The sequence below is a fragment of the Methanofollis formosanus genome, from assembly GCF_019633745.1.
Classification (GTDB): Archaea; Halobacteriota; Methanomicrobia; order Methanomicrobiales; family Methanofollaceae; genus Methanofollis; species Methanofollis formosanus.
Genome location: NZ_CP037968.1, coordinates 1,502,958 through 1,517,883, shown reverse-complemented (window position 1 = coordinate 1,517,883; position 14,926 = coordinate 1,502,958). Strand labels below are relative to the sequence as shown.

At 61.0% G+C, this 14,926-nt stretch carries 15 protein-coding genes; 3 read left to right on the top strand and 12 right to left on the bottom strand.

Annotated features, from left to right (window positions below; genetic code table 11):
- The first annotated feature begins 15 nt into the window (after window positions 1-15).
- Complete coding sequence (gene larC, locus E2N92_RS06830) at window positions 16-1,200, top strand: nickel pincer cofactor biosynthesis protein LarC (protein ID WP_220680464.1); 1,185 nt, start codon at window positions 16-18, stop codon at window positions 1,198-1,200.
- Entirely contained in the window at window positions 1,197-1,874 is a 678-nt protein-coding gene (gene radB, locus E2N92_RS06825; protein ID WP_220680463.1) for a DNA repair and recombination protein RadB, read from the top strand. Before larC ends, radB begins: the two co-directional genes overlap by 4 nt.
- A 367-nt stretch (window positions 1,875-2,241) precedes the next feature.
- Here the strand turns inward: radB and dapF are convergent, their stop codons facing one another.
- From dapF to E2N92_RS06765, 12 genes are all read right to left on the bottom strand, one after another.
- Window positions 2,242-3,063 (bottom strand): diaminopimelate epimerase, encoded by an 822-nt coding sequence (gene dapF / locus E2N92_RS06820; RefSeq protein ID WP_220680462.1) that lies wholly within the window; start codon window positions 3,061-3,063, stop codon window positions 2,242-2,244.
- Window positions 3,064-3,503: 440 nt separating this feature from the next.
- Window positions 3,504-4,022: a hypothetical protein gene (locus tag E2N92_RS06815; RefSeq protein ID WP_220680461.1), complete on the bottom strand. Its 519-nt coding sequence runs from the start codon at window positions 4,020-4,022 to the stop codon at window positions 3,504-3,506.
- 160 nt (window positions 4,023-4,182) lie between these two features.
- Window positions 4,183-4,944 (bottom strand): hypothetical protein, encoded by a 762-nt coding sequence (locus E2N92_RS06810; RefSeq protein ID WP_220680460.1) that lies wholly within the window; start codon window positions 4,942-4,944, stop codon window positions 4,183-4,185.
- A 73-nt stretch (window positions 4,945-5,017) separates the two neighbouring features.
- Entirely contained in the window at window positions 5,018-5,809 is a 792-nt protein-coding gene (locus tag E2N92_RS06805; protein WP_220680459.1) for a carboxypeptidase regulatory-like domain-containing protein, read from the bottom strand.
- Window positions 5,810-6,470: 661 nt separating this feature from the next.
- On the bottom strand, window positions 6,471-7,754 hold the full coding sequence (locus tag E2N92_RS06800) for a condensation protein (protein ID WP_220680458.1): 1,284 nt from the start codon (window positions 7,752-7,754) through the stop codon (window positions 6,471-6,473).
- A gap of 284 nt (window positions 7,755-8,038) precedes the next feature.
- A complete protein-coding gene (locus tag E2N92_RS06795) occupies window positions 8,039-8,530 on the bottom strand; it encodes a hypothetical protein (RefSeq protein ID WP_220680457.1) in 492 nt (163 codons plus the stop codon).
- Window positions 8,531-8,561: 31 nt separating this feature from the next.
- Window positions 8,562-9,128 carry a YIP1 family protein gene (locus tag E2N92_RS06790; protein ID WP_220680456.1) on the bottom strand — a complete coding sequence of 189 codons (567 nt, stop codon included), beginning with the start codon at window positions 9,126-9,128 and terminating at the stop codon, window positions 8,562-8,564.
- A 612-nt stretch (window positions 9,129-9,740) separates the two neighbouring features.
- Entirely contained in the window at window positions 9,741-10,004 is a 264-nt protein-coding gene (locus E2N92_RS06785; protein WP_220680455.1) for a hypothetical protein, read from the bottom strand.
- 114 nt (window positions 10,005-10,118) lie between these two features.
- Window positions 10,119-10,763 (bottom strand): ABC transporter permease, encoded by a 645-nt coding sequence (locus tag E2N92_RS06780; RefSeq protein WP_220680454.1) that lies wholly within the window; start codon window positions 10,761-10,763, stop codon window positions 10,119-10,121.
- Between the two features lie 9 nt (window positions 10,764-10,772).
- Window positions 10,773-11,684, bottom strand: coding sequence for a PepSY domain-containing protein (locus E2N92_RS06775; protein ID WP_220680453.1), 912 nt, complete (start codon window positions 11,682-11,684; stop codon window positions 10,773-10,775).
- A 165-nt stretch (window positions 11,685-11,849) separates the two neighbouring features.
- Entirely contained in the window at window positions 11,850-13,049 is a 1,200-nt protein-coding gene (locus E2N92_RS06770; protein WP_220680452.1) for a RuBisCO large subunit C-terminal-like domain-containing protein, read from the bottom strand.
- A 5-nt stretch (window positions 13,050-13,054) separates the two neighbouring features.
- Complete coding sequence (locus E2N92_RS06765) at window positions 13,055-14,017, bottom strand: ribose 1,5-bisphosphate isomerase (protein WP_220680451.1); 963 nt, start codon at window positions 14,015-14,017, stop codon at window positions 13,055-13,057.
- A gap of 53 nt (window positions 14,018-14,070) precedes the next feature.
- Between E2N92_RS06765 and E2N92_RS06760 the strand changes: the two genes are divergently transcribed.
- A complete protein-coding gene (locus E2N92_RS06760) occupies window positions 14,071-14,898 on the top strand; it encodes an HAD-IC family P-type ATPase (protein WP_220680450.1) in 828 nt (275 codons plus the stop codon).
- Window positions 14,899-14,926 lie beyond the last annotated feature (28 nt).

Genomic DNA, 14,926 nt, shown 5'->3' with positions numbered 1-14,926 from the left:
AAGTACTGCCACAGTATGCGAATTCTTCTCTTTGATCCCTTTCACGGTGCGGCGGGCGACATGACCATCGGGGCGCTCCTTGCCGTCGGTGCGGACGAGACGGTTGTCAGGAGGGCGATGGCCTCGGTGGTGGCCGACCCGCTCTTCTCCCGCGTGAAAAGGTGTGGGATCTCGGCGGTGCGGGTGGAGACCAGGGCCGGCCCGGCCCACCGGCACCTCCACCAGGTGCTTGAGATCGTGGAGGGTGCCGACGCGCCGCGGCCGGCGATCGAACGGGCAAAGAGGGTTTTTCAGAGGATCGCGGAGGCCGAGGAGAGCATCCACGGCGAACATGCCCACTTCCACGAGGTCGGGGCCGACGATGCGATCGCCGACGTGCTCGGGGCGTGCACGGCCCTGGAGAGTCTTGCGGTCGACGGCGTCGCGGTGATGCCGATCGCCCTGGGGTCAGGGAAGGTCAGGGCGGCCCACGGCCTGATCCCGGTCCCGGCCCCGGCGACCCTGGCGGTCCTGGCGGCGTCGACGCTGGAGACCAGGTTCGGCGTCGGGGACGGCGAACTCTGCACCCCGACGGGTGCGGCGCTCCTGGCCGAGTTCGCAACGCTCCGGCCCGCCGACCTCGGGCCGGCGAGCGTGACGGGGATCGGGTACGGTGCCGGGACTCGTGACCCCGAGGAGACGCCCAATGTGCTCAGGGCCGTCCTCCTGAATGTGGCGCCGCCGGCCCTCGCGGACGAGGTGGACGTGCTCGAGACCAACGTGGACGACGTGACCGGCGAGGTGCTCGGCCACTGCATGGACCTCCTCTTCGCGGCCGGGGCGCGGGACGTCTCGGTGCTCCCGGCGGTGATGAAGAAGGGGCGGGCCGGTCATCTGGTCAGGGTGGTCTGCCGTCCGGCCGACGGCCCGGCACTCACCGGGATCCTTGCCCGCGAACTCGGTACTCTCGGGGTGCGGTGCATCCCCTCGGTCCACCGGAGCGTGCTGGAGCGCCGGGAGGTGCCGGTCGAGGTCGAGGTCGGGGGCGAGCGGCGGACGGTGCATGTGAAGGTCGGGTATCTTGCCGGGGCGGTCTCCTCGGTGAAGGCCGAGTCCGACGAGGTGCGGGCCTGGGCCTCGTCCCTGGGCATCCCGGTGAGGACGGTCGCCCGTCTCGTCGAGGAGGCGGCCTGGAAGCGGTTTGAAGGGAGCGATGCATGAGGGCCGCGAAGATGAGCACCGGTTCGATACCCCTCGACGACCTTCTCGGCGGCGGGCTGGAACGCCGGACGATCACCCAGGTCTACGGTGAACCCGGTTCGGGCAAGTCGACCATTGCGGTGATGGCCGCGGTCGCCTGTCTGCGGGGCGGGGAGGCGGTGGTCTACATCGACACCGAGGGCTTCTCGGCCGACCGTTTCGAGCAGATCGCCGGCGGCGAGGCGGAGGCCCTGGCCGACCGGCTGTACCTCTATGAACCGGTCGATTTTGTCCAGGAAGGCGTGATGATCAACGAGTGCGAGGCCCTCCTGCGGGCGCGGAAGGTGGGGCTGATCGTGATGGACTCCGCCACCGCCCTGTATCGTTCAGAGCTCGGGACAAAGAAGGACGGCCTCAGGACGCTTTCCCGGCATATGGTGCTTCTCCTTGGCTACGCAAAGCGCTACGAGGTGCCGGTGCTGATCACCAATCAGGTCTACCAGGACATCGACACCGATGTCTACTTCGGGCTGGGCGGGACGGCGCTGGGCCATCTCTCCAAGGCGATCCTGCGCATCGAGAAGCGGAAGGACGGAGTCAGGCGGGTGGTGCTCGAGAAGCACCGCTCACGTCCTGCCGACATCTGTTTCGACTACGTGATCACCGACGAGGGGATCCGGAAGGTCGAGCGGTAGACGCCAACCTTTTCTCGGTTATCTCTCTGCCCTCTCCACTCAATCCTGGTGAGGGGGTCCGGGGGTCGCAAACCCCGGCGCGATTGATGGGGGAAGGCATGAGATCGATCGGCAAAAGGATAAGGGCGACTTGGTATCGGGGGCCGCCCCATTGCAGGATCTTCATTGTCGTCTCGCGCCGGGGGGTTGCACCCTCCGGGCCCCCTCACGACGAGGATAGGCGGGGGCGGCAAGGGGTGCCGTTCCTGTCTGCGCTTCTGTCGTGAAGGCGCGACCGGGGATATCTACTGGTTCACCATCTGAGTGATGACGAACCGCTCCGGGGAAATCTGCCGCGCCGAAAAAAAAGAGGGGTTTTTGGATCCCTTCACCCTTCGATGACGCCCGAGAAGACCGTGGTCGCCGGGCCGGTCATGGTGGTCTTCTCGCCGCACCCGATCACCAGGGGGCCGCCGCGGGTCTCGACCCTCACCTCGGGGCCGACAAGCCCCAGGTGGTGGGCGACGGCGGCCGATGCGGTGGCACCGGTGCCGCAGGACTCGGTCTCGCCCTCGACGCCCCGCTCGAAGGTCCTGATCCTGAGCGATTCCCCGCCGTTGAGCTGCACGAAGTTGACGTTCGCGCCCTTCGGGAAGGTGGGGTGCCGGCGGATGGAGGGTGCGACGGCCATGATCTCGACTGCTTCGAGGTCGTCGACGAAGACCACGGCGTGGGGGACGCCGGTATTTGCGGCGTGGACGGTGAACCCGCCGATCTCCTCGGTGTACTCGCCCTCCCCGAGTGCCGGGATGGTGGAACGCTCGAAGGCCGGGTCGACCATCTCGATCGTTGCCCAGAACTCGCCTTCCTCGTCGTAGCCCATCTCCACCGGCATGACGCCGGCGAGGGTCTCGACGGTGCAGGTGTCCCGGGCATATCCCGCGTCATGGGCGTACTTTGCCAGGCACCGGATCCCGTTCCCGCACATCTCGGCCTCGCTCTCGTCAGGCTGGAAGAGGCGCATCTTCACGTCTGCGGTCTCGGAGGGTGAGATGAAGAGAACCCCGTCGCCGCCGATCCCGAAGCGGCGGTCGCAGTACAGGGCGGCGAAGGGGGCCTTCATCTCGTCGGGGATGACCGGCCCGTTCATTTCGTCGATGAGGATGAAGTCGTTGCCGTTGCCGTGGAGTTTGGTGAACGTGATCTCCATAGAATATACTGGGGTGCGGGGGGATTTGTCTGTAACCATTCGGGTAGGGCGAGGAAAAAAGAGAGTATAACGATCGATCTTCATCAGGGCATTGCCATGAAAAATGTCTCTGATGGCTCTGTTGATCCCCGAACTTTTTCCGGATGCGAGCGTGATGATCAGGCGTGTCGCCCTCATCGCAGACTCTTTCCCTTCGTCTCGCGCCGGGGGGGAACACCCCGGACCCCCTACGACGAGGATAGGCGGGGGCGGCACAATGCTTGATTTCTGTTCGCTCATCGAACGCAAGAAGAAGGATCAAGGATCGATCCATCCTCACACGGAGGGGCCACAAGCATGTTCATCGCGTATGCTTGCGCCCGGGGTCCATGCCTGATTCTACAAAGCCCCTCTGATATTTCTCCATAGTCTCCCTGAACCTTCGGTTCACGAGCGGTTCGTCACGGGGTCTGGAGCGTGACCGGTATGTTGATCTCTGGAGTGCGGTCAGATGTGACCACGATTTTCACTGGGATGTCTTTGATCCCCCGCTTTTCACCGTAGAGTTTGAGGATCCGATACCAGACCCCGGTCTCGTTCTCGCTGGCGGTGTAGTTTTCGCGGACCATGACCTTGACATAACCCTGGACGTCGTACCCCAGGCTGAGTATCGGGCCGTCCGGGTAGAGGTACGGCATCATCTCCTTTTTCTGGACCGTTGTATAGGCCTGGAGACGACTGATCCAGGCCCGCCGGTGCGTCTCGTCGGTGAGGTCGGGGAGGGTGCCGTAGGTGCAGACGACCTCCTCTCGCTCCTGGATCTTTTCGACCACATCGTACCATGTCTCGTCACTGAGGGTGTCGGTCTTGCCGGTCCTGATCTGGTGTGAACTCCTGATATCCTGGCCGACAAGGATCAGGCCGACCGAGACCGCCAGGAAACATGAGACCAGCAAGAGGGCGACATATTCTTTTTTCATAGCATTCTGCCTCGTGGGTGCGGATGTGGATTTTCTGAACAGGGATCGGTGGGGGAGTCAGACATATCCCAGACCTCTTCTTCACGGTGATGGGATTTATCTTTTCGGGTCTGATTTTGTGTTTTTTTGGATCACTATTCTTGATTTTGAAGATGGGTCGTCATTTTTTCCTCTCTGGAGTCAGGTGAACGGCCCCGGTCGCAAAGTACTGGCCCCAGCTCTCCTGCCTGATCCCGTGCCGTGCCAGTTCCTCGCCGCTCAACTCTTCGGGGTTGGGGAGGGGGTCGATGGTCATGTTCCATCTCTGCATGATCTCCTCACCATGGATCATATCTACTGCGTCGGTGACGGTGCTCTGGCAGGAACGATCCGGCGGGAGGCGGAGATCCCATATAGCATAATGAGATATTGTGGAGGTGGTGGCGCCGAGTTTTGTGAAGGCCCACTCCCATGCCACGCACCTGTAGTATTCATCGGCTGTCTCCCTGATCACCATCCCGCGCTCAGGGTCTGAGCGGCCTCCGAAGTACTTTGGATTCTTTAGATGGGGGAAGATGATGAAATCTATCTCGGGGGTATCGACCCTGACCTCTGTGTGCTGTCCGGTGATGGCCCGGTACTTCTGGCGGTCCGGGGATGCAGAGGTTGCGACACTGTATATTCCGCACGTATGTCGCCACTCGCCGGACATCCATATCGATCCCCAGTTGAAGGTGCTGTTCAGGGAGACGGTGACGTCAGGTTCCGCCGCCGGCGTCCATTCGACCTGATAACTCGCCCCATCTTCGACGATTCCTGCCGGCGGATCGCCGCTCTCGACCGGTGCTCCGGTGGTGAGACTTATGCCGAATGAGAGGATGCAGAGGGCGAAGAGTGCCGCGATGAGTCCGAGGATCTTTACGGGCTGCGGGATGTCGTCCATCATTGTGTGTCTTCCATGTTGGGTATGCGGTTCCGTCCGGTCGGTCCTCTTCTTTCCCGAGACCTGCGTGCCTTCACCTTCTCCTGACCAGAGCGATCAACGATGCCCCGAGGAGTGCGAAGATGCCGGTCAGGAGATCAAATCCCGGCGTTGTTCGACGCTGTGGCTCCAGTTCGAGGTCGAGTTCGTCTGTCAGGTTTTCAAAGATGATATCGCGCTGGAGGGGGAGATAGCCCTCCTTCCTGACGGTGATATTCTGCCGATACCCGATCGCGTCTTCGATCAGGTAGTGCCCGTCATCGTCTGTCGTGGTCGTCACCGAGAGCGGATCATTATCGAGCGAAAATTCCGACTCAAATCTCACCGATGCGCCGGCGATCGGGGTGCCGCCGGGATCGCTCACCCTGCCCGAGACGGTGATCGCCGGAGGCGGGGGCAGACCGATATGGACAGTCACGTTCAGGCTTTTCTCGGCCTGGTTCCCGAGCGTGTCGACGGCGATGACGGTGAGGGTGTTCTCACCGGTCGCGACCGGCACCGAGCATGCGAACTCCGTTCCGTTCCCGCACGAGACTTCCCCCACTCCACTCCTGACACGCACGGACTGTATGCCGGAAGGGGCGTCGACCTCGCCGACGACGGCAACGTGGGGCGGAACGACATCGATCCAGCCCTCCGCCCCGTCATGGGGGGAGGTTATGGTGATGGTTACCTGCTCTTCTGACAGGAGGGCCGAGCATGATGCGGGGAGCGCGATCAGTGCGAGGAGGATGGTGAGAGAGATGGATATTGAGAGTCCTCTTTTGGGAGGAAGGTTAGGACAAACCTCATGAGGGGTTTCAGGTCTGATCAAATATTTCGTCATTGTTATGCTCCGGGTAGGTGGAGGCACTCCGGGACAGAATCGGTCTCCACAGGTCAGACTATATTCTTTATTTTATATTTGGGTTCTGTGTGGGTTCTCTGCATTTCAGGTGCTGTTCGGGTGATCTTTTTTCATCAGCGGCCGAGAAGATCATCATTTCCGGAGGAGGCACACGCTCTCCCTCATGGCAATTCAAGAACATAAGTAGCGGGGCGGCGATGGCCAGGTGATCCTCCTGCTGCCCTATTGTGATGGGAGTGAGTGGGATCTCCAGTGTTGCCTTCCCGACCCAATCGCAATCCTGGGGGTCCGGGGGCAACGCCCCCGGCGAGAGGTTGCGGGAAGGCACGTCGATGAGGCGTGCCGCCCTCATCGTAGAATATTCCCCGCCGTCTCGCGCCGGGGGGAGACCCCCCGGACCCCCACGATGACGATAGCCGAGGGGCGGCGAGATATTGTGTTCCCCCTGTTGTTCTGTCGCAAGGGAGTGATAAAGAACTCTTCCACACTTGGCAAGATCGCCTGTGAACAATTTTCAGCCCGTATGCTTGAGCCCGGGGTTCATGCCTGATTCAACAGAGCCAGAATTTCAGTTTTAGTCCGGGGCACTACCCAGAACGCGGGGTTCATGCTCAGCACTCTCTGTTCCCGTGCGAGGGTGTCAGGGCAGGTACCCCACCACAGCGTCGAGGAACCGCTCGACCATATCCTCCGAGTACGGCCCCTTCTCATAACCCGTGACGATCGTCATGGACTCGCGGAAGGTGGAGAGGGAGATGAGAAACCCGTACGGCCAGCAGACACAGGGGAGGAAGCAGAGGTTCCGAAGGTCGAGGGGATGACCATCCTTCCCGTCCACCGGGAGAAACTCTGCGGCGTCGAGGACGCCGATGTTGGAGAAGACCGGGTTTTTGAGGCCGGTCTCCTCGTACCGCCGGATCATCTCGTCGAAGAACGCCCTCACCCCCGGCATGCCGCCGGCATAGATCTCGTCGTAGAAGAGGATGCACCCGATGCCGAGGCCGTCTGCCTTGCGCCGTTTCGTCACCGCGGTGACCTGGTCGATGATGTCCTCCAGGCCGGTGCCTTCTCCGGCGGTGAGGGTGACCTCGTAGGCGACCGAGAGGTTCATGGGCGGGCACGCTTCCGGGTGGTCGAGGTGGCGGCGGAGGTCTGCCGAGGTGAGGATGGAACGGGGTGCGCCGAGGTCTGAGGGGTCGTCTCTGATTTTCAGGTGAGCGAGGAAGAAGGCGGCGATCATGATGTCGTTGACGGTGGCGCCGTGCCGCCTGCCAAACTCCTTTGCCTGCCTGAGCCGATCGGGAGAAAGCGTCCGGTGTGCGATCCTGGGTGTGCCTCGTCCCTGCCTCACGATCGGGAAGCGCCACCGGTCGACGAAGGGCTCTTCCTCGTCGCGGGCCTGTTTGATCTCCTCCGCGGTGAACTGCGCCAGAACTCTCTCTGTCCCCCGGTCGTACCACCCGAGAGGTGCGGGCCTGAAGTCGGGGTCTTCTTTGATCTCCCGGTAGACCTCGAAGAGGCGGCGTGCAAGGTCGATGATCCCTTTCGCGTCGCAGAAGCCGTGATGACAGGTGACGACGATCCGGTCGCCGTCCTCCTGCCGGGCGAGGCTCACCCGCACCTGCGGTCCCCGGCGGACGTCGAGGGGGGCCGGCGGTCTGAGGTGTTCTCCGGGTGGGAGGATCACAAAGGCCCGCTCCCACTCCTCCTCTGCGATCTCTTCCCAGCAGGGCATGCCCTCCTCTTCCTCTGCGAACCTCGACCTGAGGTAGGGGTTGGAGCCGAGGAGACGGAGAGTGGCCTTCTTCAGCACCGCTTCGTCGACCTCCCCGTCGAAGGCGAGGAGGAGGTGCATCGTCGGGTCGTAGAGGCGTTCGAAGTAGACGTTGAAGAGGTCGAAGGCGGGTGCCGGCTGAGAGGACATAGGGTGTAATCTCTCCGGTGGGGGATATGTGCTTTCCCACCTTCATCACAGGATCTTCACTGTTGCCTCGCGCCGGGGGGCGAGTGCCCCCCGGAACCCCCTACGACGAGGATAGGTGGGGGCGACGATTGAACAAGGTTTCCACCGATTCTCCAGTCTTGAAAAGAGAGATCAAGCGACGAGAAATTTTCATCCTGTATGCTTGAACCAAGGGTTCATGCCCGATTCAACAAAGCCGAAAAAAGTATCGGCCATCGGGGTGATGGCCGGGCGTCAGGGATCATTCACGCTGTTTCCATGTCGGGTTGGATCTGCGGGGCACGGACGAAGAGCACCGGGGTGTTGCCGGTCCCTGTTGCATTGGCGTGTGATTCGATGATCTGATAGATCTCGTCGATGGTCTCCCGGTCCGCCGACGCATTTTCGTCGAGAAATATCATGATGCAACCCAGATAATTGATACCATAGCCGAAGACCGGACCGTCAGGATAGAAGAAGTGTTGATCTTCGAGATCGGCGTCTGCGGCCTTGAGCGTGACTGGGAGGTTCTGGCCCTTCCGGATCTGTCCGTAGGCGGCATAGACCTGCCTGGAGAGGAGCGAGTCCAGGTCATTCTCGCTGATCCCGGGGATGACATGACGGATGGCCTCTTTTTGTTCCTCGATCTGTGCCTCTCTGTTCTGATCGATGAGAAGAACACTGACGATGACAACCGCAACAAGGACCACCGCAACCAGAATGAAAATCTTCCCTCTTCTCAAGGGTGGTTTATCCATAATTTTCCCTCCTTTCATCAAGCACGAATCATCACAGCCACAATCCGAACCCCGGAACAGAGATCCACCTTGAGAAGAGGATCAGCAGCACTGCACTCGTTGCAAGTGAGACGAATGCAGCGCGGTCTTTTGACTTCTCATGAAATTTTCGTATGCCAGAGTAGGTGATCAGGGTGAAACAGAGGAGAAGCAGCAGACCTGCATAGGGGATTTTTAGAATGACCGCCGCCCACCAGAAAAGGACGGTCGGGAAGAGGGCATAGATCGCCGACTTCATCGTCCTCTCAAAACCCTGGTGTTCGTCGACAAAAAGGAGGAAAAAGTGCTCGATGAGACTGACACTCAGGAGTATGACAGCCCAGGTGATCATACTCTGGAGTGGGCCGAATGCGCCGAACAGCATGCCCCCGATAAGATACGGTGCGGTGGGCTCGTGAACCGGATACATCAGGAGAGTCCTGAGTGTGGAAAGGATCGATACCGCAAGAACGACGGTGAAAAAGAAGAGGAGATCCTCCTGGAGTGACTTTATTCGGAGTTGATCGAAGAGGCGCCCCGGACCGGTGAAGATATTTTTTATCGGCAGATCTTCTGACATGGTTCACGCTCCATCTGCGGGATCGATTGCATCTCGATGGTTTGAAATATTATTTTCCTATTATATACGGTTTCTATTTTGACCCTCTACGTTTCGGGTTCTGCTGTGGGGAGTTCTGCGCCGGGAGTCTCCCCAGGGCGCGAGAGTGTGGCAAAATTTCTCCTTCGATCACTGGATCTATCGCGAGTGGACGGCGAAGACCTTTCCACCCTCGCGCCCGGTTTGCACCCAGGTGGTGGCAACGTGGCGGCCGAGGAAAAGAGCTGATCCTTACCTGGATCTGCGTACAGAGTACATAGAGAGAAGTGTGTACAGCTACCCCGGATAATTTGCACACGATCCGGAGAACACCTGACACGGGTGATCGCGAGGTGGGTCTCTCCGGCCGTGATCCCGGCGCGAGTGTAAACAACATGGAGCACCTCGCATGCATGCTCCGATCATCGATCGAAGGCTGTCGGCGAGATATCAGCCGGTGCAAACCGGGCGCGAAGAAAAAAATTGGCTCTCTGGTTCTGTAGAATTGAGCATGAGACGTGCTCTCGCCTCATGAGCAAATCTACAAAGCCTTAAATTTCTTTCTTGAACTGATCCTCCAACGTCGTACCGGTGTTATCTGACATCCAGTCTCAGGAACGCGACATATGCCAGTCCGAAAAACGCGACAGGGATGAGGAGGAGAGCCACGATGTTCTTCCAGAGATGGCCAAGGACCTCGGCATAGTCCAGGTCGTCCTCGTCGAAGTGCGACCATGCCTCGTCGGGGGCGCCGTGCATGTTCAGGTACATCAGGGGCTGGGTGACGGCGCGGGAGACCTCTCCGTAGGTGGCCCGGGGAGAGAAGAGTTGTGCGGCAGAGATCACGGCGTTCCGCATCTGGTCATGGTCCCTACGTTCCTCCTGGTAGGCGTTCCACTCCTCCCGGGCTTCGTGCTCGAAGACCGTCGGGGCCGTGGGCGCCGGGCCTGCGATTACATCGGCGGCAAGGGTTCAGGCCGCCGGGACGACGGACGAGAGGAAGAAGAAGACGACCAGTGCATAGAGCAGCGCCTTCCCGCTCCGGTCGGCGACGACCGACATGGCAAGTGCGATCGCATACCCACAGGTCAGGTAGAGGAAGGAGACAAGTCCGAAGATCAGGATGAAACCCGACTCATCGGACGAGGGCACATGGCCGGAGATGAGAAGGAGGGCGAGCGCGATGCCGAGGGCGACCGCCATGGCGAACGCCACCGTGACGATGCCGCCGAGGGCTTTGCCGGTGATCACCTCGTCCCGGTACACCGGGTGGGAGAGGAGCATCTTCAGGGAGTGGTCCTCCTTCTCGCCGGAGATGAGGTCGAAACCGACGGCGATGCCGAGTACCGCACCGAGGATCGACATCGTCTCGCCCATTCGCATGAAGACGTCCAGGATCGAGGGGCGGACATGCGCCAGCGAAGAAACAACGCCGATGCCGGTGACCTGGAGGGTCTGCATGTAGCGGTCGAGGGCGTCGGTGTAGTCCTGGATGCCCTGCCATGCACCGATGGCCGCGATGATGAGGAAGAGGGCGAGGACGAGAAGGAAACGTCGTCCCCTGATGTTTTCGGAGAATTCCTTTTCCGCGATGGTGCATATCCGTCTGATCTCCATCTTCTCACCTCAGGTCGCATCGGGGTGGTAGAAACCGTCCAGCACCTCGCCGGAGTGGGCGTCGACAAATGCATTGGCCATACGTGGATACTGAAGCGAGCGGTAGTGATCGTCGTCGAAACGCACCTCCCATACAAGCGGGACCGCGTCCGTACTCCCGTTATTCCCGTCGCGCCACCAGAGGTCGGCCGTATGGACGGTAAGGCCGGGCAGGTCGCCCCAGGTCTCCTTCAGGTACGCCCTGACGGCGTCCTTTGCATCTTCACCTGAAATCGACGGGACCGTGTCGGCGGTGCAGAGGTCCTCGTCGGTCTTCCACCGTTTCGAGTACTTACAGATCTCGCCCGTCACCGCATCGACAGAGATGGAAAAGCCATCGCTGAGGCACGGGACGCCCCTGATCAGGCGAGCATAACTGAATGAATACCTGTCGGCCACGGTTCCGACCGATCCGCTGGAGAAGGTGTTATATCGTTCTGAGGTCAGTGTCAGGTCGGCACCGTCGCGTTTTTCATCGACGTACGCTCTCGCGACCTCCCGCGCCTCGTCCATCGAAAGTACGGGTTCGGCAGGCCGACCCATCATCTGCGATCCGGTGGAAAATCCGATGAGGTCACCGGTCGCGGGATCGATCCACGCCAGGATCTTTTTTTCGTCCTGCGTCCTGATCTCACATTCGTAGTAGGGACTGTCTCCATTGGTTATGAGTTCGACTGTCGTCCGGTCGACCATCGCCTCCGGGAAGAGGGCGAGGGCGATTTTTTCCGCCTCCTGTGCGTCTATCTGCGTTTTCGGTGTTGGGACGTCTGTGGGTGATGTGGGGCCTGCCTCTCCTCCCGACGGCGCCGGAAGAAGGCCGCTCCAGAAAATGACGACGAGAAAGGCGAGGAGGGCGATGAGAGCGAAAAAGAATTTTTTCATGATATGGTCTCCCGAGAGGCACCGGTTGTGGTATCCACTCCCTTGAGTATATCTAGCGTTTTATATATGCGTTCTGTGCGGGTCGTCTACGCGTCACGAGGACTGCACGCCCTCACCGTCACACAGAAGGGATCTGAACCCCAAAAAAATGAAAAATTCCCGGATTCACCGGTTCCCCCACTTCTCCAGTGCCCTCGCGAGTTCGTAGTGATCCTTCGCGTACTCCTCCGCAGACACCCCCTCCATAAACGCATCGACCGCCTGGCGCATCGCCCTTGCTCCGGCCTCGGTGCCGTCCGGGTGGCCGTGGATCCCACCGCCCGCCTGGAGGACGATGTTGGTGCCGAGGGTTCCGATCTCTGCCGCCACCTTGCCCGGGTGGAGGCCGCCGCTCGCCACCGGGAAAGTGGGTTTGAGCCCGAAGAACGGCTCGGTGAGAGCGAGGTTGTCGCCCTTCAGTTCGGAGACATCGTGGCTCATCTTGCCCGAGACCGTGCCGGTATGGAGCTGGTCGCCGCCGAGCATCCGCACGATCCGTGCGATCGGGCGCATCGCGATCCCGTGCTCCGGGTTGCGGGTGATCGCCCCGTGCATCGTCCGGTGGACATGGATGGGCACCTTCACCGACGGCGCCTCGGCCAGGGCCTGGAGGGCGGTGAACCCGCAGGTGATCACGTCGATCATCAGCATGTTCGCCCCGAGGTCCAGGGCGTGCTCGGCCCGCCCCACGATCTCGTCGGCCCTTGCCGAGATGTTCACCGCATACAGCACCTGCCGCCCGGTCTCCTCCTTCGCCTCGTCGAGCCGCGCCATCACCGCCTGGAGACGCTCGTCGAGCGGGCAGAAAGTCTGGTCGGTCAGGGTCTCGTCGTCCTTGATCAGGTCCACCCCGCCGACCGCCGCGTGATAGGCCACCTCCGCAGTGTCCTTCGGGTTGAGGCCGACCTTCGGCTTGATGATCGTGCCCACATGCGGCCGATCGGTCGTCCCGATGAGTCGCCTCACCCCTTCGAGCCCGAACTTCGGGCCCTTGAACGGAACCAGCGACTCCGGGAAGTCGACGTCCAGGAGCCTGACCGCCTCCAGACGTCCGAGACCGAAGAGGTTGCCCGCGACCACCGAGAGGTACTGCGGGACATTGCCGGCCTCGAAGATCTCGGCCGGGTACCGAACCTGCGTCACGTAACCCTTGCCCGAAGGTTCGAGGGCGAGCACCTCTCCGTCGAGACGGCGGACGTACTCGGTGGTGGTCGTGATGTCGGTCCAGGTGCCGGTCGTCTCCTCCTCGACGATCGCCTGCGCCGCCTGTTCGGGCGTGGTGTCGGCCCGCGGGCGGAAATAGTAGGTTGCAGTAACGTCCTTCATCTTTCTCACTCCTGCATTCTCTCGTTGAACTCAAAATTCTTGTGGAACTCCTCGATCCCCCAGCCCAGATGGTCTCTGATGATAATATAGGCCATCGTCGGCGGGATCGCCCCCATTTCGGTCACGATCTCGTCCACATACCGCGCCGGGGTGACGTCGAAGGCCGGGTTTCTGACCCGGACGTGCGGGAGCGTCGCCGCCACCGCCGGGTCCAGCACCTCGTCGGTCTGGCGTTCCTCGATCTCGATCCGCTCTCCCAGGATCGATCGTGGTGCGAACTTGTAGGTCTCTGCCGCCACCAGCATCGTCGTCCGTGCCTCATGGGCGGCCAGGGCGATCTGGGAGGTGCCGATCTTGTTCACCACCGCCCCATTCACCGTCACCGCGTCGGCCCCGGTGACGACCAGGTCGACATCGTTGATAAAGGAACGGACCGCCGAGTCGACGATGTAGTTCGTCTTCACCCCGGCATCGTTGAGGGCCCTGATCGTAAGTATACCCTGGTTTCTCGGGCGCACCTCGGTCGCGAAAACTTCCAGGTCCTTGCCCTGCCGGTGGGCGGTGAGGATGCAGGCAAGGGCCGCCTCTGAGTTGCAGTGGGTGAGCACGACGTCGCCGTCGGAGATGTGTCGGGCACCGATCTCGCCGATCCACTCGATTGCATGCTTCGAGGAGAGGAGAAAGGAGTCGGCCGCCCGCCTGATCGCGGCCTGCGCCTCGGGGACGTTGCCGGCCCCTTCCATCGCCTTCATCACAAAACGGACGGCATTCGGGAGAGAGACCGCCGTCGGTCTGGTGGCCAGCAGGGTGCAGGCCGCTTCGCCCATAAAGTGCCTGAAAGACCTGATGTCGGAGCCTTCAAAGGTCTCTGCATGGTCTTTCAGGGCGGCGGCCGCGGCACGGGCGATTCTCCCCGCACCCCGGATCTCCATCGATCGGATCTGCTCGGCGGTCTCGTTGAGCAACATACTTAATGGGAGTAGATGAATATCCCATCACATAAGGTTAACCTGTGAGTATCATGAGCATTGCAGTGGTATTTGACAGCGCCGGAACTCTTCTGAGGAGTTACCGGACGGCACGAGATGTCGGGACCGGGGAAATCCTCCCCGACGTCGAGACGACCCTGCTCACCTGCCGCGACCCCGCCCGGGTGCTCATCGCGCTCAACGCCCACAGCAGGGACGTGATGGGGGCACCCGACGATCAGTTCCTCTCCGAGTACCTCTGTGAACGGAAGGTCGGTTTCGGGGTGTCCTGTCTCAGGCAGGTCACGCCGCACGAAGAACTCGCGAACCTCCTGTACGGGGACCGCGAGGCCCTGGTCGGGGATCTCCAGGCCTGCATCAAGGACGTCTGGGGGATCTTGAAAGAGGAGGAACTGGTGGTGATGGACTCAGGGGCCATCCTCAACCTTTCGAAGCGGGGGATCGAGTTCACGGTCACCGCCGGCGGCCGACCGTTCAAGGGGGCGAAAGAGACGATCGAGAGTCTTCATGCCATGGGCGTCGCCACCTACATCGCCTCGGGCGATCGGGCCGCCAAACTGGAACAGATCGCCGATCACCTCGGCATCCCGCGTGACCAGGTCCACGGGATCGCCACGCCCTCCATCAAGGCCCAGATCGTCGAGGACCTCCAGGACTACTATGAGACGGTGGTGATGGTCGGGGACGGGATCAACGACCTGAAAGCATTCAGGCGGGCCGACATCAGTATTCTCTCAGAACAGCAGTCGAGAGAGAAGCCCGAGCAGTTGACCCGGGCGGCCGGGTATATCATCAAAAATGTCAGGGAAGTCGTCCCAATTGTGCGGGAACTCTCTGATGATGGTATTGTCTCAATATAAAGGATAATATGGTCTGACCTCAAGAGTA

Bases quoted from the DNA above. Each gene is read 5' to 3' on its own strand.
- E2N92_RS06800 (WP_220680458.1), bottom strand. From the start codon at position 7,754: ATGTCCTCTCAGCCGGCACCCGCCTTCGACCTCTTCAACGTCTACTTC.
- E2N92_RS06790 (WP_220680456.1), bottom strand. From the start codon at position 9,128: ATGTCAGAAGATCTGCCGATAAAAAATATCTTCACCGGTCCGGGGCGC.
- E2N92_RS06765 (WP_220680451.1), bottom strand. From the start codon at position 14,017: ATGTTGCTCAACGAGACCGCCGAGCAGATCCGATCGATGGAGATCCGG.
- E2N92_RS06760 (WP_220680450.1), top strand. From the start codon at position 14,071: ATGAGCATTGCAGTGGTATTTGACAGCGCCGGAACTCTTCTGAGGAGT.
- E2N92_RS06785 (WP_220680455.1), bottom strand. From the start codon at position 10,004: ATGCGGAACGCCGTGATCTCTGCCGCACAACTCTTCTCTCCCCGGGCC.
- E2N92_RS06815 (WP_220680461.1), bottom strand. From the start codon at position 4,022: ATGAAAAAAGAATATGTCGCCCTCTTGCTGGTCTCATGTTTCCTGGCG.
- E2N92_RS06780 (WP_220680454.1), bottom strand. From the start codon at position 10,763: ATGGAGATCAGACGGATATGCACCATCGCGGAAAAGGAATTCTCCGAA.
- radB (WP_220680463.1), top strand. From the start codon at position 1,197: ATGAGGGCCGCGAAGATGAGCACCGGTTCGATACCCCTCGACGACCTT.
- E2N92_RS06770 (WP_220680452.1), bottom strand. From the start codon at position 13,049: ATGAAGGACGTTACTGCAACCTACTATTTCCGCCCGCGGGCCGACACC.
- E2N92_RS06805 (WP_220680459.1), bottom strand. From the start codon at position 5,809: ATGACGAAATATTTGATCAGACCTGAAACCCCTCATGAGGTTTGTCCT.
- larC (WP_220680464.1), top strand. From the start codon at position 16: ATGCGAATTCTTCTCTTTGATCCCTTTCACGGTGCGGCGGGCGACATG.
- E2N92_RS06795 (WP_220680457.1), bottom strand. From the start codon at position 8,530: ATGGATAAACCACCCTTGAGAAGAGGGAAGATTTTCATTCTGGTTGCG.
- dapF (WP_220680462.1), bottom strand. From the start codon at position 3,063: ATGGAGATCACGTTCACCAAACTCCACGGCAACGGCAACGACTTCATC.
- E2N92_RS06775 (WP_220680453.1), bottom strand. From the start codon at position 11,684: ATGAAAAAATTCTTTTTCGCTCTCATCGCCCTCCTCGCCTTTCTCGTC.
- E2N92_RS06810 (WP_220680460.1), bottom strand. From the start codon at position 4,944: ATGGACGACATCCCGCAGCCCGTAAAGATCCTCGGACTCATCGCGGCA.